The organism is Amycolatopsis endophytica, assembly GCF_013410405.1.
Taxonomy (GTDB): domain Bacteria; phylum Actinomycetota; class Actinomycetes; order Mycobacteriales; family Pseudonocardiaceae; genus Amycolatopsis_E; species Amycolatopsis_E endophytica.
Map to the genome: position 1 here is coordinate 1,748,664 of NZ_JACCFK010000001.1, position 16,500 is coordinate 1,765,163.

General features: G+C 70.4%; 18 protein-coding genes. 7 read left to right on the forward strand and 11 right to left on the reverse strand.

Annotated elements, in window-relative coordinates; genetic code table 11:
- The 3 genes from HNR02_RS08700 to HNR02_RS08710 all read left to right on the forward strand — a co-directional run bounded on the left by HNR02_RS08700 (position 1) and on the right by HNR02_RS08710 (position 5,040).
- On the forward strand, positions 1 to 1,179 hold the full coding sequence (locus HNR02_RS08700; RefSeq protein ID WP_179772647.1) for a serine/threonine-protein kinase: 1,179 nt from the start codon (positions 1 to 3) through the stop codon (positions 1,177 to 1,179).
- Between the two features lie 37 nt (positions 1,180 to 1,216).
- A complete protein-coding gene (pknB, locus tag HNR02_RS08705) occupies positions 1,217 to 3,199 on the forward strand; it encodes a Stk1 family PASTA domain-containing Ser/Thr kinase (RefSeq protein WP_179772648.1) in 1,983 nt (660 codons plus the stop codon).
- 113 nt (positions 3,200 to 3,312) lie between these two features.
- Positions 3,313 to 5,040 carry a glycosyltransferase family protein gene (locus HNR02_RS08710; RefSeq protein WP_246338526.1) on the forward strand — a complete coding sequence of 576 codons (1,728 nt, stop codon included), beginning with the start codon at positions 3,313 to 3,315 and terminating at the stop codon, positions 5,038 to 5,040.
- On the opposite strand, the gene HNR02_RS08715 is transcribed toward HNR02_RS08710, so the two are convergent.
- The 5 genes from HNR02_RS08715 to HNR02_RS08735 are packed head-to-tail and all read right to left on the reverse strand — an operon-like array spanning position 5,006 to position 9,145.
- A complete protein-coding gene (locus HNR02_RS08715) occupies positions 5,006 to 6,388 on the reverse strand; it encodes a sensor histidine kinase (protein WP_179772649.1) in 1,383 nt (460 codons plus the stop codon). The genes HNR02_RS08710 and HNR02_RS08715 overlap by 35 nt on opposite strands.
- The gene (locus HNR02_RS08720) at positions 6,385 to 7,065 is read right to left on the reverse strand and encodes a winged helix-turn-helix domain-containing protein (RefSeq protein ID WP_179772650.1); all 681 of its coding nucleotides are present in this window, start codon (positions 7,063 to 7,065) and stop codon (positions 6,385 to 6,387) included. Before HNR02_RS08720 ends, HNR02_RS08715 begins: the two co-directional genes overlap by 4 nt.
- A 33-nt stretch (positions 7,066 to 7,098) precedes the next feature.
- Complete coding sequence (locus HNR02_RS08725; protein ID WP_179772651.1) at positions 7,099 to 7,731, reverse strand: hypothetical protein; 633 nt, start codon at positions 7,729 to 7,731, stop codon at positions 7,099 to 7,101.
- Positions 7,728 to 8,507: an ABC transporter ATP-binding protein gene (locus HNR02_RS08730; protein ID WP_179772652.1), complete on the reverse strand. Its 780-nt coding sequence runs from the start codon at positions 8,505 to 8,507 to the stop codon at positions 7,728 to 7,730. Before HNR02_RS08730 ends, HNR02_RS08725 begins: the two co-directional genes overlap by 4 nt.
- Positions 8,504 to 9,145 (reverse strand): aminodeoxychorismate/anthranilate synthase component II, encoded by a 642-nt coding sequence (locus HNR02_RS08735; RefSeq protein WP_179772653.1) that lies wholly within the window; start codon positions 9,143 to 9,145, stop codon positions 8,504 to 8,506. Before HNR02_RS08735 ends, HNR02_RS08730 begins: the two co-directional genes overlap by 4 nt.
- A gap of 169 nt (positions 9,146 to 9,314) precedes the next feature.
- Between HNR02_RS08735 and HNR02_RS08740 the strand changes: the two genes are divergently transcribed.
- Positions 9,315 to 10,631, forward strand: a complete 1,317-nt coding sequence (locus HNR02_RS08740; RefSeq protein ID WP_179775799.1) for an FAD-dependent oxidoreductase — start codon at positions 9,315 to 9,317, stop codon at positions 10,629 to 10,631.
- On the opposite strand, the gene HNR02_RS08745 is transcribed toward HNR02_RS08740, so the two are convergent.
- A complete protein-coding gene (locus HNR02_RS08745) occupies positions 10,628 to 10,783 on the reverse strand; it encodes a hypothetical protein (protein WP_179772654.1) in 156 nt (51 codons plus the stop codon). The genes HNR02_RS08740 and HNR02_RS08745 overlap by 4 nt on opposite strands.
- Positions 10,783 to 11,619: a class E sortase gene (locus HNR02_RS08750; protein WP_179772655.1), complete on the reverse strand. Its 837-nt coding sequence runs from the start codon at positions 11,617 to 11,619 to the stop codon at positions 10,783 to 10,785. The genes HNR02_RS08745 and HNR02_RS08750 overlap by 1 nt, the downstream gene beginning before the upstream one ends.
- A 93-nt stretch (positions 11,620 to 11,712) precedes the next feature.
- Here HNR02_RS08750 and crgA point away from each other — a divergent pair, with 93 nt between their 5' ends.
- Both crgA and HNR02_RS08760 read left to right on the forward strand, forming a co-directional pair.
- Positions 11,713 to 11,979: a cell division protein CrgA gene (crgA, locus tag HNR02_RS08755; protein ID WP_179772656.1), complete on the forward strand. Its 267-nt coding sequence runs from the start codon at positions 11,713 to 11,715 to the stop codon at positions 11,977 to 11,979.
- Positions 11,980 to 12,156: 177 nt separating this feature from the next.
- A complete protein-coding gene (locus HNR02_RS08760) occupies positions 12,157 to 12,468 on the forward strand; it encodes a PH domain-containing protein (RefSeq protein ID WP_312860951.1) in 312 nt (103 codons plus the stop codon).
- On the opposite strand, the gene HNR02_RS08765 is transcribed toward HNR02_RS08760, so the two are convergent.
- Positions 12,465 to 13,409: a rhomboid family intramembrane serine protease gene (locus tag HNR02_RS08765; RefSeq protein WP_179772658.1), complete on the reverse strand. Its 945-nt coding sequence runs from the start codon at positions 13,407 to 13,409 to the stop codon at positions 12,465 to 12,467. The genes HNR02_RS08760 and HNR02_RS08765 overlap by 4 nt on opposite strands.
- A 22-nt stretch (positions 13,410 to 13,431) precedes the next feature.
- Entirely contained in the window at positions 13,432 to 13,983 is a 552-nt protein-coding gene (locus tag HNR02_RS08770) for a peptidylprolyl isomerase (RefSeq protein ID WP_179772659.1), read from the reverse strand.
- Between the two features lie 97 nt (positions 13,984 to 14,080).
- Here HNR02_RS08770 and HNR02_RS08775 point away from each other — a divergent pair, with 97 nt between their 5' ends.
- On the forward strand, positions 14,081 to 14,716 hold the full coding sequence (locus HNR02_RS08775) for a hypothetical protein (protein ID WP_218902732.1): 636 nt from the start codon (positions 14,081 to 14,083) through the stop codon (positions 14,714 to 14,716).
- Between the two features lie 639 nt (positions 14,717 to 15,355).
- On the opposite strand, the gene HNR02_RS08780 is transcribed toward HNR02_RS08775, so the two are convergent.
- Together HNR02_RS08780 and HNR02_RS08785 are read right to left on the reverse strand one after the other, a co-directional pair.
- The gene (locus HNR02_RS08780) at positions 15,356 to 15,808 is read right to left on the reverse strand and encodes a DUF6918 family protein (protein WP_179772660.1); all 453 of its coding nucleotides are present in this window, start codon (positions 15,806 to 15,808) and stop codon (positions 15,356 to 15,358) included.
- Between the two features lie 162 nt (positions 15,809 to 15,970).
- The gene (locus tag HNR02_RS08785) at positions 15,971 to 16,489 is read right to left on the reverse strand and encodes a DUF2020 domain-containing protein (RefSeq protein WP_179772661.1); all 519 of its coding nucleotides are present in this window, start codon (positions 16,487 to 16,489) and stop codon (positions 15,971 to 15,973) included.
- Positions 16,490 to 16,500 lie beyond the last annotated feature (11 nt).

The window sequence follows — 16,500 nt, forward strand, 5'->3', positions numbered from 1 at the left end:
ATGCTGTCCACCGGTCAGCTGCTGGCCGATCGTTACCGGCTCGTCCACCGCATCGCCGTCGGCGGGATGGGCGAGGTCTGGCAGGCCAGTGACACCCGGTTGGACCGCATCGTGGCGGTGAAGGTCCTCAAGGCCGAGCTGTCGCAGGACGCCGAGTTCCTGCACCGCTTCCGCACCGAGGCCCGCACGACGGCGTCGCTCAACCACCCGGGCATCGCGGCGGTGCACGACTACGGCGAGACCGTCGCGGGTGAGCACGCGATCGCGTACCTGGTGATGGAGCACGTCGAGGGCGAACCGCTCGCCGGGATGCTGATGCGGGAGAAGCGGCTCGCGCCCGACCGGACGCTGGACATCCTCGAACAGGCCGGTCACGCGCTGCAGGCCGCGCACGAACGCGGGCTGGTGCACCGCGACATCAAGCCGGGCAACATCCTGGTCACGCCGACCGGCACGGTGAAGATCACCGACTTCGGCATCGCGAAGGCCGCCGACGCCGCGCCGGTCACCAGGTCCGGCATGGTGATGGGCACCGCCCACTACATCGCCCCCGAGCAGGCGCTCGGCCACGACGCGGAACCGGCGAGCGACGTGTACTCGCTGGCCGTGTGCGGGTACGAGTGCCTGGCCGGGCACCGCCCGTTCCTGTCCGAGAACGCGGTGACGGTCGCGATGATGCACATCCGCGACCTGCCGCCCCCGCTGCCGCCGGACGTGCCACCGCACGCCCGCGCGGTCATCGAGGCGACCCTGGTCAAGGACCCGCGGCAGCGCTACAACAGCGGCGGCGAGTTCGCCGCCGCCATCGCCGCGGTCCGCAGCGGGCACGCGCTACCGACGCCACGCGGCCTGGTGCAGACTTATGCCCCGGTCGCCGGTCCGGTGGCACCCGTCGGCCCGGTCTCGCAGCCGGCGATGCAGCCGGTCAGCCCACCCGGCATGGCGCACCCCAGCGGGGTGCTGCCGATGCCGGTGCCACCGCGGCGGCGCGTCCCGGTCGCCGTGTGGGTGCTGCTGGCCGTGCTGGTCGCCGGGATCGTGGTGGCCCTGCTGGTGTTCCTGCCCGACTGGGGCGGCAGCGGGAACGACGACGGCACGGGCGGCCAGGTCGGCACCAGCGACATGGTCCCCGGTACACGGCAACTCCCTCCCCCCGAAGAGACGACCTACGAGGCATGATGAGCACACCTTGGACGGAACGGAACGGCTTTCTCCGATGACTGCACCCAGGATGCTGTCCAACCGCTACGAACTGGGCGACACGCTCGGTTACGGCGGCATGTCCGAGGTCCACCACGGCACCGACGTCCGGCTGGGCCGCGAAGTCGCCGTGAAGATCCTGCGTGCCGACCTCGCCCGCGACCCCCAGTTCCAGGAGCGGTTCCGCCGCGAGGCGCAGAACGCCGCGGCGCTGAACCACCCCGCGATCGTCGCGGTGTACGACACCGGTGAGGCGCAGACCGAGTACGGTCCGCTGCCCTACATCGTGATGGAGTACGTCCGCGGCCGGACGCTGCGTGACATCGTCAAGACCGAGGGACCGCTGTCGCAGAAGCGTGCCATGGAGGTCATGGCCGACGTCTGCGCCGCGCTGGACTTCTCGCACCGGCACGGCATCGTGCACCGGGACGTGAAGCCGGCCAACGTGATGATCACCGACCAGGGCGCGGTCAAGGTGATGGACTTCGGCATCGCCCGCGCGATGCACGACGGCCAGGCCGCGATGACGCAGACGGCGGCGGTGATCGGGACCGCGCAGTACCTGTCGCCGGAGCAGGCCCGCGGCGAGGGCGTGGACGCGCGCAGCGACGTCTACGCCGCCGGATGTGTGTTGTTCGAGCTGGTCACCGGCGAGCCGCCGTTCACCGGTGACTCCCCGGTCGCGGTGGCCTACCAGCACGTTCGGGAGGACCCGAAGGCGCCGTCGGCGGTCAACCCGGCGGTGTCGCCGGAGCTGGACGCGATCGTGTTGAAGGCGCTGGCGAAGGGCCCGGCCAACCGGTACCAGTCGGCCGCGGAGATGCGCGCCGACCTGGTCCGCGCGCTGTCCGGTCAGCGGCCGTCCGCGCCGATGGTGATGACCCCGGACGAGCGCACTCAGGTGATCGCCGGGACGCCGGGGCACGCCGCCGACTACGACCCGGACGAGTACGAGGAGGACGAACGGCGCCGCAAGCGCCGCCGCATCATCGCGGCGGTCGTCTTCTCGCTCATCGGCGTCGGGCTCGTCGCGTTCGTCATGTGGCTGCTGGGCGCGTTCGACACGAAGGCCGAGACGGCGCTGATCCCGGACGTCCGCGGGCAGCAGGCCGCCCAGGCCGAGGCATCCATCCGGGCCAAGCAGTTCACCAACGTGGTGCTGCAGGACAAGCCGTGCCTGCGTCAGACGGACGGCACCGAGACGTGCGGCGCCGACGACGTCGGCAAGGCGATCAGCACCGATCCGGCCGCGGGTGTGAGCGTCACGCTCGACCAGCGCATCACGATCTACGTCGGCGCGAAGCCGGGCAATGTCGCGGTGCCCTCGCTGATGGGCAAGACGGACGACGAGGCCAGGACCCTGTTGAACCAGGCCGGGCTGCTCCTGGACACCAACATCCAGGAAATCGACGTCGACGACCCCGACCAGTACGGCAAGGTCCAGAAGCAGACCCCGGAGGCGAACTCGCAGGTTCCCCAGGGCAGCACGGTGTCGATCACGATCGGCAGGACGCCGAACATGGTCGACATCACCGACTACACGGGGCAGCAGTACGACGTCGCGAAGGCGGGCCTGGAAGCGCTCGGCTTCACGGTGAAGAAGAACGAGACCGACTCCGACCAGCCCGAGGGCCAGGTCCTCAACCAGAAGCCGAACGCGGGCCAGCAGCCCGAGGGCTCGACGGTGACGCTGACGGTGTCCAACGGATCGCAGCAGAAGATCCAGATGCCCAACCTGCGGGGCAAGACCCAGAACGAGGCGCTGCAGGCCCTGCAACAGGCCGGGTGGGACGGCACGGTGAAGTACGAGACCGAGCAGGTCGACGAAGACGACGACAACGTGGGCAAGGTGACCAACACCAACCCCGCGCCGGGCACGCAGATCACCAAGAACCAGACGGTCACGCTGTTCATCGGCGAGTCCGAAAGCGGCGGTGGCGGCGGTGGCAACACCTCGACGCCGACCATCAGCACACCGAAGTTCCCCGGTATCCCGTAATCACGAGCAAGACGGGCCCGCCTTCCTCCGGGGAGGCGGGCCCGTTCTTTTTGGCACACAACCACCGAACGGCTGTCACACTCCTGCGACAAACGGTCGATAACTTGGCGCCCATGGTCACGGCTCCCGCGATGCCCCCTGCCCGCACGACGGAACGCCCGCTGCCGGTCCGGGAGACGTCCGCGCGCTGGCAGGCGGCGGCCGCGGTGGCGGGCGGCATGGCGCTGATCGCGTTGCAGGGCGCCCGGCTCGGCAACTGGATCGTGGACGACGCGGCCATCACCTTCGGCTACGCGCGCAATCTGTCCGAGGGTCTCGGTCCCGTCGTGCAGCCCGGCGCGGACGCCGTCGAGGGCTACTCGAACCCCACGTGGACGGCGCTGCTGGCCCTCGGCCGCCTGATCGGGTTGTTCGACCACGGCACGATCTTCGGCATCCCGGACTACGTGTTGTTCCCGAAGGCGCTGGGTCTGCTGTGCTGCGGCGGGATCCTGGTCGCGTTCCACTCGGCGGCGGCGATGGTGACGCGGCGGCCGTGGGTGGTGACGCTCGTGGCAGGCGCGGTGCTCGCGGCGATCCCGTCGTTCGTGATCTGGACGTTCTCCGGTCTGGAGAACCCGTTGTACGCGCTGGCCGTCGTCACGCTCGCCGTGGTGACCTTCCGCGCTGTCCTTTCCGGACGATTGCGGACCTGGCAGGTCGCCACGCTGACCGGGGTGCTCGCGGCGGTCGCGGCGCTGACCCGTCCGGAGGGCGCCATCTACGCGGCGGTGTACCCGGTGGTGGTGCTCATCCACCTGCGCCGCGCCACCCTGCGGTCGAGCATCGGCCAGGTACTGGTCTCGGTGGCCGCGTTCGCGGTGCCGTTCGGCGGGTACGTGCTGTGGCGCTGGCTGGAGTTCGGGCGGCTGGTGGCCAACACCGCGGTCGCCAAACGGCAGGGCCTGCCGGAGATCGGGCAGCTGACCCGCGCCGGTGACCTGGTGCAGTACGCGGGCGCGCTGGCCGTGCTCGTGCTGGTGGTCCTGGTCGGGCTGGCGCTCGCGCGGTCTTCGTGGTGGCGCGACGGGCTGATCACGCTGCTCGTGCCGCTGGGTCTGGCGCTGGCCGCGTACGCCGTGCTGGAGCCCGACTGGATGGCGCAGTTCCGGTTCGCCACGCCGGTGTGGGCGCTGTCCGCGTTGATCGGCGCGCTCGCGGCCACCGAGGTGTTCCGCAACACGCGCGCTCGCGGGCGGGTGTTGTTGTGCGCCGCGCTGGTCGTGACGCTCGTGCCGTCCGTAGCGACGCTGGAGCGCGCGACGCAGAAGTTCCAGGCGCAGCCGACGTTGCCGATGTGCTTCATCGCCGACCGGTTCGGCAAGATGTTCAACCAGTACGCCGACATCCTCGGCGTGCGGGAGGGTTCGGTGCTGGAGCCGGACCTGGGCGGCACCTCGCTGACCAGCCGCCTGCACGTGGTCGACCTCGCGGGCCTCGTCGACGACGAGATCGCGGACTTCTACCACGACCGGGACATGGGCGCGCTGCGCGAGCACGTGTTCGAAGAGGTCAAGCCGACCTTCATCCACTTCCGGATGTACTGGGGCGGGGTCACCGGGATCGCCGGCGATCCGCGGCTGGAGCGGGACTACGTGCCGCTCTACGTCTACCCGGCCCCCGCCGATTTCGGTGGCGACTTCGTCCGCCGGGACGCGGTGACCGATCCGACCCTGCTCGCGGCGGCGCGCGACTACGCGAACGAGAACGTGGCTTCGACCGAGAGCAAGATCAACGTGTGGGGCCTGCGCAAGTGCGGCGACCGGCTCACGCCCGGTCAGACGGATCTCGGGGTTCGCTGACCGCGCGCGGCAACCGGAGGGTGAACACCGCACCGTCCTGAGTGGACACCTCGATCCGTCCACCGTGGGCGCGGGCGTTCTCCTGCGCGATCGCCAGGCCGAGTCCGCTGCCCGCGGTCGCGGTGCGGGCGCGGTCACCGCGGACGAACCGGTCGAACACGAGCGGCCCCAGATCATCGGGGACACCGGGACCGGAGTCGGCCACCTCCGCGGTGACCACGTCGCGGCCCGTTCCGTCCACCGTGACCGTCACCGGGGGCGCGCCGTGGGTGAGCGCGTTGGTCAGCAGGTTGCGGGCGATCGTGTGCAGCCGTCGCGGGTCGCCGTGCACGGTGACGTCGCCGGTCGTGCGGAGCGTGATCCCCTCGCCGCCGACCAGGTCGATCGCCTCCGCCCACAGGTCGGCGAGATCGACCGGCTCGGCGCGGAAATCGGCGACCCCGGCGTCGAACCGGGAGATCTCCAGCAGGTCCTCGACGAGGGTCGCGAGGCGCCGGGACTGCACCGCGAGGAGCTGCCCGGCACGTCCGCGCGCGTCCGGGTTCGGGCTGTCCACGCCGTCGGCCGCGGCGACCATGGTGGCCACCGGGGTGCGCAGGTCGTGTGCGACGTCGGCGACGAACCGGCGCTGCTGCTCCTCCTTGGCACGCAGTTCCACGATCGACGTCTCCACCCGCTCGGCCATCGCGTTGAACGATCCGGCCAGGTCCGCCAGTTCGTCGCGGCCGCGCACGGCGAGCCGGGTGCCGAGGTCACCTTCGCCAAGGCGCAGTGCGGCGTTGGCGGCCGCGCGCACCGGGCGCTGGATTCGTTTCGCCGCGACCAGCGCGCCCGCGACACCGAGCACCGCGACCAGCAGGGCCATCCCGGCCAGGTTCGCACGCAGCTTGGTGAGGTCGGCCCGCAGCGAGTCCAGCGTGTAGTACTCGACCAGCACCACCCCGTCGACCGGGGAAGCGGCCAGCACCAGGTACGGCGTACCGGCCGGCTGCATGCTCATCGGTTCCTCGTTGCTCCTGGCCGCGGTCAGCAGCCAGCCCGGCAGCTCGACCGGCGGCGTCTCACCGTGCACCACCGGGTGTTCGCCGCTGTAGTCGAACACGCTCCAGGCGACCGCGCTTTCGCGGTCCATGTACCCGACGACGTGGTCCGGTGACAGGTTCTGCGCGACGAAGCGGGTCTGGGCGAGGTCGGAGGAGAAGTCCGCGCGGGACGCGGCGTGGAAACGGCTCGTCGTGTCGTTGGCCTGCAACTGGTAGGCGGCCAGCGCCATCGCCGCGGTGGCGGCGACGGTCACGAACACCACCGCCGCGGCGATCCGCGCACGCAACCCGAAATGCGGCCTCATGGTCTGATCAGGCGGTACCCGAGCCCGCGGACCGTGCGGAGCAGCTCCGGCCGTCCGGGATCCTTCTCGATCTTCGCGCGCAGCCGGGCGACCGCCGCGTCCACGATCCGCGAGTCGCCGACGTAGCCGTAGTCCCACACCCGTTTGAGCAGCATCTGGCGGCTCAGCACCTGGCCGGGGTGGTTCGCGAACTCCAGCAGCAGCTTCCACTCGGTCGCCGTCAGGTGCAGTTCCGTACCCTCAGCCCGCACGGTCATGCCGGAGGTGTCCAGTTCGAGGTGCCCGAGGTGGATCACCGGGTCGGCCGAGGACGGCGCGCCGCGCCGCAGGACCGCCTTCATCCGCGCGTCGATCACCCGCGGTTCGACCGGTTTGACCACGTAGTCGTCCGCGCCGCCTTCGAGCCCGACGACGACGTCGACCGGGTCACCGCGCGCGGTCAGCAGGATCACCGGGACCAGGCTGCGCGCCCGGATGCGGCGGCACACCTCGAACCCGTCGATGCCGGGCAGCATGACGTCGAGCAGCACCACGTCGACCGCCGGACCGTCGAACAGCTCCTTCAGCGCGTGCTCGCCGGAGCCCGCGAGCGCGACGTCATGGCCGAGCCCGCCGAGCGCGAGCGAGATCGCCTCGGCGAGCGCGTCGTCGTCCTCCACCAACAACAGAGACGCCACGAACTCCCCAAACTGCCGTTCCGGGCACGATACTCAGCCGCGGCGGCGGATCGCCCAGCCGGTACCGGCGGCGCTGACCGCGAGCAGCACGACGCCGCCGGCCAGGCCGAGCACGACCGTCGAGCGCGCACCGTGGTTCAGCAGCGCACGCAGCATCGGGTTGACCACGGGCACCCACTTCGCCAGCAGCACGACGCCCAGCAACGCCAGCGCGGCCAGCACCGTGTACCCGATGCGCGGCAGCAACAGCCGCGAACACGGCAGTCCGATCGCGACACCGGCGGCCACGCAGGCCACGTGCGCGATCAGCCCGTCCACCAGCACATCGGTGGAGAATCCGCTGTGGACCAGGGCGGCCCAGACCAGCGGGACCACCATCAGAGCCGCGCAGCACACCACGACCGCGGCGACGATCCCGGACAGCACAGTGGACAACCGCCCGGCGTGGACCTGGGTGATGAGCCGCTGCACCGGGTCCTCGGCGTCGACCAGGGCGATGGTGAGCCAGCACGCGACCACGGTCAGGGCACCGGCGCTGACCCCGAACAACGGCCGCGCTTCCGAACCGGCGTCGCTGTAGAGGACACTCAGCAGGATCACGTAGGCCAGCAGCGGCGGCAGGTACCGCTGGGAGTGCGCGAGCAGCGCGAGCTGGTAGCGGATCACGCGCGCACCACCGGGGTGTCGACCCGCACCACGGACCAGCCGCCGCCCAGCGCCTTGAGAAGCAGCTCGTCGGTGCGCTCCACCGCGACGGTCAGCTCGACGCGGTCGCCCTCGCGGTGGGTGGCGAGCACGCCGGGCAGGTCCACCGGGCCGTCGCCGTGGAGGACGACCCTGGCGGACCGGTCCACCGTGCCCAGCACTCCGTCGGTCAGGCGGAAGACGTCGGTCGCGTGGGCGTGGGCGCGCTCGTCGCGGTGCTCGGTGAAGACCACGCTCGCGCCGCGGTCCCGTGTCTCGGCGATGATCTCGGCCAGCACTTCGTGCGCGTCCGGGTCGAGGCCCGACCACGGCTCGTCCAGCACCAGCAGGTCCGGTTCGGCGAGCAGAGCCTGGGCCAGCCCGACCTTCTGCGCGTTGCCCTTCGACAGGTGCCGCAACGCAGCCTTCGGCCCGCCGGCCAGCGCCAGCCGCTCCAGCAGCGCTCGCGGGTCCACGTCGTCCGCGCCGGAGACACGGGCGAGGTGACGCAGGTAGGCGAGGGCGCTCATCCGGGTGGACGCCGGGAACCGGTCCGGCACGTAACCCACGCTGGGCCTGCCGGTCACGGTGCCCGACGACGGCCGGGACAGGCCCGCGATGATCCGCAGCAACGTGGACTTGCCGGAGCCGTTGGTGCCGACCACGCCGATCACGCTGCCCGGGCGCACGTCGAGGTCCACCCCGGTCAGCACCGGCGCGCCCCCGTAGTTCTTACCGACCCCCAGTAGCCGGATCATGCAGCGGCGGCCTTCTGCAACGCGGTGACCTCACGCTCCAGCGCCTCCACCACGGTCGGGGCGACCGGGTGACCGGCGGAGGCCATCCAGTTCGCCAGCATCCGGTGACCGCCCTGCGTGAGCACCGATTCGGGGTGGAACTGCACACCCTCGACCGGCAGCCCGCGGTGCCGCATGCCCATCACCACCCCCGACTCGGTCCGCCCGGTGACCTCGAACTCGTCCGGAATCGTCTCCGGCAGCACGGTCAGCGAGTGGTAGCGGGTCGCGGTGAACGGGTCCGGGAGACCGGCCAGCACCCCCGCGCCCCCGTGCCGGACCTCGCTGGTCTTGCCGTGCAGCAGTTCGGGCGCGCGGTCGACGGTCGCCTTCCACGCCACGCCGATCGCCTGGTGCCCAAGGCAGACGCCGAGCACCGGAGTGCGGGAATCCGCGCAGCGGCGCACCACGTCGACGCTCTGACCAGCACGTTCCGGTGTGCCGGGGCCGGGCGAGACGAGCACGCCGTCGAACTCGGGCACGCGGTCGAGGTCCACGACGTCATTGCGCCAGACAGTGCACTCGTTGCCCAGCTGGGCCAGGTACTGGACCAGGTTGTAGACGAAGCTGTCGTAGTTGTCGACGACGAGAACGCGCATGCCTACGAGGGTACTGTGACGCGGAGCGTCTCCGTTGAGGGCGGCGGTGGGGAAGCGGCAGGCCATACTGGTGTCCACATGCTGGACCGCAATTCAGATCACAGTGAAAGTTAGGGTCACCTATCTTTACCGTGGCAGGGTGAGCCGTAGTCCTCTTCGCGTCGCCATCGTGGGTGCCGGCCCCGCCGGGATCTACGCCGCCGACATTCTCGACAAGTCCGACGCCGACGTCAGCATCGACCTCTTCGAACGCATGCCGGCGCCGTTCGGGCTGATCCGGTACGGCGTCGCGCCCGACCACCCGCGCATCAAGGGCATCGTCACGGCTCTGCACAAGGTGCTCGACCGCCCCGGCATCCGCCTGTTGGGCAACGTCGACTACGGCACCGACATCAAGCTCGACGACCTGCGCGAGTTCTACGACGCGGTCATCTTTTCCACAGGCGCGATGAGCGACCGGGCACTGGACATCCCCGGCGTCGACCTGGACGGCAGTCACGGCGCCGCCGACTTCGTGTCCTGGTACGACGGCCACCCGGACGTACCGCGCACCTGGCCGCTGGAAGCCACCAGCGTGGCCGTGCTGGGCGTCGGCAACGTGGCGCTCGACGTCGCCCGCGTGCTCGCGAAGACCGCCGACGAGCTGCTGACCACCGACATCCCGCCGAACGTGTACGAGGGCCTGAAGTCCAGCAAGGTCACCGACGTGCACGTGTTCGGCCGCCGTGGCCCCGCGCAGGCCAAGTTCACCCCGCTCGAACTGCGCGAGCTGGACCACTCGCCGAACGTGGAGGTCATCGTCGCGCCCGAGGACATCGAGTTCGACGACGGGTCGATCGCCGCGATCCGCGAGTCCAAGCAGGTCGACATGGTGGTCAAGACGCTGCAGGAATGGGCCATCCGCGACGTCGGCGACCGGCCCAAGCGGTTGCACCTGCACTTCTTCCACTCGCCCACGGAGATCCTCGGCGACGGGACGGTCAGCGGTCTGCGCACCGAGCGCACCGAGCTGACCGGGGACGGCAACGTCCGCGGCACCGGCGAGTTCCACGACTGGGACGTCCAGGCCGTGTACCGCGCGGTCGGCTACCTGTCCTCCGAGCTGCCCGAAATCCCGTTCGACCACGACAAGGGCACCGTGCCGCACGAGGCGGGCCGCGTGCTGGACATCGACGGCGACCAGGTGCCCGGCGTGTACGTGACCGGCTGGATCAAGCGCGGCCCGGTCGGCCTCATCGGCCACACCAAGGGCGACGCGGCCGAGACGATCCGCAGCCTCCTCGCCGACGCGGACAAGCTGACCGCGCCGGTGCAGTCCGATCCGGACGCGATCACGTCGTTCCTGGCCGAGCGCGGCGTCGAGTTCACCACCTGGGAGGGCTGGGGCAAGCTCGACGCGCACGAGCGCTCCCTCGGCGAGCCACACGGCCGCGAACGCGTCAAGGTCGTCGAGCGCCACGAAATGGTCCGCGTCTCCCGCGACTAGTTGACGGATACCTGGTTGAACGGCAGCAGCGGATCCAGCCAGGGGAAGACCACGAACAGCAGCACCGCGATCACGCCGAGCACCAGCACGGTCGCGGTCAGCGCCTTGACCGCGACCGGGCCGGGCAGCCTGCGCCAGATCCAGCCGTACATCACACGCCTCCGATCGCCTGCAGGAGCTGGTCGTAGGTGGCGCCCGGCGTCTTCGGGTACTGGTTGGTCAGCACCGCGTGCACGATCAGCCGCTGCCTGTCGGAGAAGCGCGGGTGGCACGTCGTCAGCGTGAGCAGTGAGACCTGCTGCGCCGCCGGCAGCACGCCGTCGGGCTGGTGCGGCACCGGCGCGACCACGTCACCCTGGTCCGGCGTGACGATCTCGCGGCCGAAGGTCTGCCCGTACGGGCCGCCGTCCGCCGCGTCGGTGCGCAGCGTGCCCACGTTGGCGCACTGCGGCCGCGCGGCCTTGTCGGCGTTCCAGGTCGCGAGTTCGTTCTCGTGCGGTAACACGCGGTAGACGAAGAAGTCGCTCCGCGTCTCGATCACGATCGCGTCGCAGGAGCTGAGCAGGTCCAGGTCGTTGAACGGCGCGCCCTTGCCGACCCGGTGACCCGCGACGGAGAAGTTGCCCGGCTCGCCCGGCAGCGCGGTGCCCTTGTAGTGCCCCGGCCCGACTTCCAGCGCCTTCGCGTCCGTACCTTCCTGGATCGTGAAGTGGTAGTCCGCGCCGAAACCGGGGATGTACATCTTCGCGAACGCCTCGCCGTCGATCAGGTCGGCGTGCAGCGTGCGGCCCTGCGCCCAGTCGTCGTCCAGCGCCGCGGTGGCGCTGGCCTGTTTGCGCGCGGAGAAGAGGTCGGTGACGTAGAGCTCGTAGACCACGAACAACAGCACCACGAGACCGGCCGTGATCAGCACTTCGCCGGAGATCCGCACGGTGCGGGCGAAGCCGCCGCGCGACTTCTCCGGTGGCGGGGCGTCGAGGACTGCCACGCGCGCTCCTCTCTCGGGGACGCTTACGTTAACGTGTGAAGGTAGGAGGTGGATGCGCACCGCCTGGCCAGACACGAACACCGCGAGGTTCCGATGCCCAAGTCCAAGGTCCGCAAGAAGACGGCGTACACCCCGCCGGCCGATCGGCGCACGCCGGTCAAGGTGCGTGCCGCGGGGCCCTCCAGCCTGTTCTACAAGATCGTGATGTTCGGGCTGATGATCCTCGGCCTGGTCTGGCTCGTCGTGAACTACATCGCGGGCGACAAGATCCCGTTCATGGCGGACCTCGGCAACGGGAACTTCGCCGTCGGCTTCGCGCTGATGATCGTCGGTCTGCTCATGACGATGCGGTGGCGCTGAGCGCGAGATCACGGCAATTACCCCGAACAGCGGCTTGACCAGTAATGACAGCCCTGTGACTCATCCCCAGTGTGGATAACCGCTGTGGATAACTCCTCTCCGCACTGGGCTCCGCGACCGGTTCTGGTCGGAGCCGGTTGCGCCGCAGCCGTTTTCGCGGCGCTCGGCGCGGTGTTCGTGAGCGACCGCGCGGGCACGGTCCTCTTCACGGTCGCGGCGGTCGCGCTGATCGCGTTGTCCCTGCACGGTTTGCTCGTGCGGCCACGCCTCACCGCCGACCCGCGCGGACTGCGAATCCGCACCACGACGGGAAAGCGCGACCTGCACTGGCCCGAGGTCGATGTCCGGCTGCGCACCTCGCGGCGTCTCGGCAGGGACTCGGCGACCCTCGAAATCGAGGCGGGCGAGGCGCTGTTCGTCTTCGGCTGGCTCGAACTCGGCGAGGATCCCCGTGACGTGCTGGAAACGTTGAGCGGGCTGCGACCTTAGGCCGAGGGCGGCGTGCACAGCAACTGGTCACCGCGGTAGCCGCACACCACGCTCGCCAGTTGCGCGTCCCGCACGAACACCAGCACCAGCAACGCGATCACCAGCATCGCGACCGCGCCGCCCTGCCAGTACCGGCGTCCCTTCGCGGGCGCGTACACCATCGCCGCGGCGACGAGCGCGCCCACGACCAGTCCGCCGAGGTGGCCGAGCAGCGAGATGCCCGGCAACGAGACGGTGATGATCAGGTTCAGCACGATGGTGCCGATGGCGTAGGCCGGGTTGAGCCGCAGCCGGATGACCGCGACCAGCATCGCGCCCAGCAGCCCGTAGATCGCCCCGGACGCGCCCGCGGTGCCGCGGTTCACGTCGTCGAACAGGTACACCGCCACCGCGCCGCCCAGCAGCGACACCAGGTACAGCGCGGTGAAGCGCACGCGGCCCAGCAGCGTTTCCATGTCGCGCCCGAGTATCCACAGCGCGAGCATGTTGACCGCGAGGTGGATCGGCCCGTAGTGCAGGAAACCAGACACGATGAGGCGCCACCACTGGTCCTCGCCCGCGAGCGCGAGCGGCCACAGCACGCCGTCGGTGAACGCCGGTGCCGAGTCGTTGCCGGTCAGGCTGCCCGCCTGCGCCGCCGTGATCACGTACACGAGCACGTTGAGCACGATGAGAACCGGCGTGACCACCGGCCGGTGCGAAACCTGCGCACCGGCCACCGTCCGCGGGGTGTAGCGCTGCACCTTCTGCTCGCGGCGGCCGGTCTGCACGCAGTCGATGCACTGGTAGCCGACCGAGGCTTCACGCAGGCAGTCCGGGCACGCCGGACGGCCACACCGGACACAGCTGAGCCCGGTGGGGCGCGACGGGTGCCACCAGCAACCGGGCAGTGCCGACTGCTGGTGCGGCTGTGAGGCAGGCGGGTGCGGAGGCATGTTCACGATGCCTCCAACCTACCCTGGTTCAGGCCTGGCCCTGGACGTCGATCTTCTCGATGACGACGTCGGTGAGCGGCTTGTCGGCCGGCCCGGTCGCGGTGTTCGCGATCGCGTCCACCACGTCACGGGACGGCTGGTCGGCGACCTCGCCGAAGATCGTGTGCTTGAAGTTCAGGTGCGGCGTCTTGGCGACCGTGATGAAGAACTGCGAGCCGTTGGTGCCGGGGCCCGCGTTCGCCATCGCCAGCAGGTACGGCCGGTCGAACTGCAGCTCGGGGTGGAACTCGTCGCCGAACTGGTAGCCGGGGCCGCCGCGGCCGGTGCCGGTCGGGTCGCCGCCCTGGACCATGAAGCCAGGGATGACGCGGTGGAAGATCGCACCGTCGTAGAACGGGCCGGAGTTCTCGCCCTTGGCGTTCGGGCGCTGGTACTCCTTCGTGCCCTCGGCCAGGCCGACGAAGTTGGCCACCGTCTTGGGGGCGTGATCAGGGAAAAGGTTGATCCGGATGTCCCCGGAGTTGGTGTGCAGGACGGCGACCGTCTTCGCACCAACGGAGGATTCACTGCTCTGGGTCACGGGTTCATCGTGCCATCCGCAGCGGGATCGCCCGGAAACGGGCAGGATGGTTACGGGGATGGAACTTGAGACGAAACGATTGACGAGGTGAAAGGCCATGACCCGAGCTGCGGACTCGGTGGGTGAGTCGGCCAAAGCCGGTTTGCTCGGCCTGAGCAAGCGGGCTGTGGAAGCCGGCAAGGCGGGCGCCGAGGTTGCCGCCCAGGCAGCTCAGGCAGCCGAGAAACGGCTCTCCGAGAGCACGGCGGAGGCCCGCAAGGAGGCCGCCAAGCGCTCCGGAGAGGCACGGAAGGCGGCCGCCAAGCGTGGCCGCAAGGCCCGCAAGGACCTGGCGAAGTCGAGCAAGGAGGCACGCAGGGAGGCCGCCGAGCGGCTGGCCGAGCTGCGCAAGCCCGGCCGCAAGGCCCGCAGGGCCGCGGTACAGGCCGCGAAGTCGGCTGGCGAGTCGAAGCGGCGGGCCAAGAAGGACTTCAAGCAGGCGAAGAAGGACTTCCAGGCCGCGCTGGCCGAGGCGAAGCTCGCCGCGAAGGGCGAGAAGAAGCGGCGCAAGTGGCCGCTCTTCGTGGGGCTGGCCGTCGTGGCGGCGGCGGGTGCCGCGGTCGCGATGCGGAGCAAGCAGGAGCCGCCGGTGGCCACCGAGCCGCCGCGCGCCGCGCCGAAGCCCGCCGCCCCGGAGTCGACGGCCAACGGCCAGCACGCGCCGAGCCCGTCTCCGGCGGAGAAGCAGAACTAGGCCGTGTTTCCTCAGCGGCGGAGCCGCTTGCTGTGGGCCGTGCGCTGGCACCGCCGCGAGTTTGATTCAGCGGGGCCGCGCGGAGCGCGTCCGTTGAGGGTGGCGGTGGGTGACGCTGGATCGGCTCCGTCGCGCGGAGCGCGTCCGTTGAGGGTGGCGGTGGGTGACGCTGGATCGGCTCCGTCGCGCGGAGCGCGTCCGTTGAGGGTGGCGGTGGGTGACGCTGGATCGGCTCCGTCGCGCGGAGCGCGTCCGTTGAGGGTGGCGGTGGGTGACGCTGGATCGGCTCCGTCGCGCGGAGCGCGTCCGTTGAGGGTGGCGGTGGGTGACGGGTGGGCGGTTCCTGGCGAGGACAGCGCAGACGTGGTGCGAGGCGCTGCCGCGCGAAGCGCGTCCGTGAGGGGTGGTGGCCGGGCTGGCGGGCGGGAATTCATGAGGAGGCGATCCCGGAGCCAGGGGCCGCCTCAGGTTCCGCCACCCGCACCGCAACGCAAGCCACTTCCGAAGCAGTCCTAGATCGTCACCGGTGCCGCCCGCCTGCTCCGGCAGGTGGGCGGCACCTTCGCGGTCCGGACACGCGAACGGCCGCTTCCCCGGGTTCGGGCCGGGGAAGCGGCCGTGGTGCGTCCGTGCCTGGGATCAGGCGGTGGCCGCGTGCTTGTCGATCAGCTTGCCGAGGCGGGGCAGCGCCTCCTCGACGTTCTTCTTGCCGTTCGGGCGCAGCTTCTCGTAGACCTTCTTGATGCTGTCGCGGCTGCTCTTGGCGGCGCGCGCGTCGGTCACGCTCAGCAGCGCGTCGGCGGCCTGGTCGCCACGGCCGGACAGGTAGGCGCCGAAGTCGCCGCCACCCTGGCCGCGGAAGTCGGCGTAGAACGGTTCGAGCGCGGCGGCGAAGTCGTCGAGCAGGCTGTCCACGGCGGAGCCGATGATGCCCGGCTTGATCTTCTTGACCGCGGCGAAGCCGGTCTTGATGACGGCGCCCGACACGCCGCCCTTGTCCGAGACCTCTTCGTCGACCAGCGTCTCGAGGTCGCTCACGACGGCCGGACGCCTGCTGGGGTCGAGCAGGATTTCCTTGAGGGTGTCAGCCACGAAAGTCTGTCCTTCTTCACATCGAGGTACACGGGGGCTACTCGCAGTCCGTGCCACGCCGTTGCGGGCCGCAGGTCTCGACCCGTTCGCGTGCTGGTCCTCCCGGCTGCGAGGTGCGATCAGGGTAATACAAGATCAACTTGACACTGCACCCCGCCGGTCTTAGAGGTGCGCGATAGCCTGCCGGGCAACGGTTCTGGCCTTCACGGTCTGTTGCTGGTTCGTGGTCACGATGACGGCCGTACCGTCCTTGGCCACGGCATACACCGCACCGTCCGGTTTCGTAGCGTAACCACCCTGCCACCCGGACGGGTCAGTCGCGGGGTTGCTCGTGTCCACCGGCGCGGCCCGGTCGACCAACGCCTCCGCCACCGCCGGGTCGCCCGTGTAGACGCGCACGGTCAGCTGGAGCTTGCCGGTCAGCGCGTAGAAGAAGCATGACGGGTGCGGCTGGTCGCCGGAAATCTCGACCTTCGAGACCCGCTGCCCGTTGGCGTCGGCGACGCTCTTGCTGTCCAGGTACGGGCAGTTCGCGGCCCGTACGGGCACCGGATCGGGCGGCAACCGGACCGCGGTGGTCGTCGGCGCGCCGGAGGACGGTGGCGCCCCCGGGGGCGCGGGCTCCGCGGCGCAGCCGGTCAGCGCGGCGGCCGCGAGCAGGGCGGGCAGGACTCGTCGCATGGCCGGTCCAG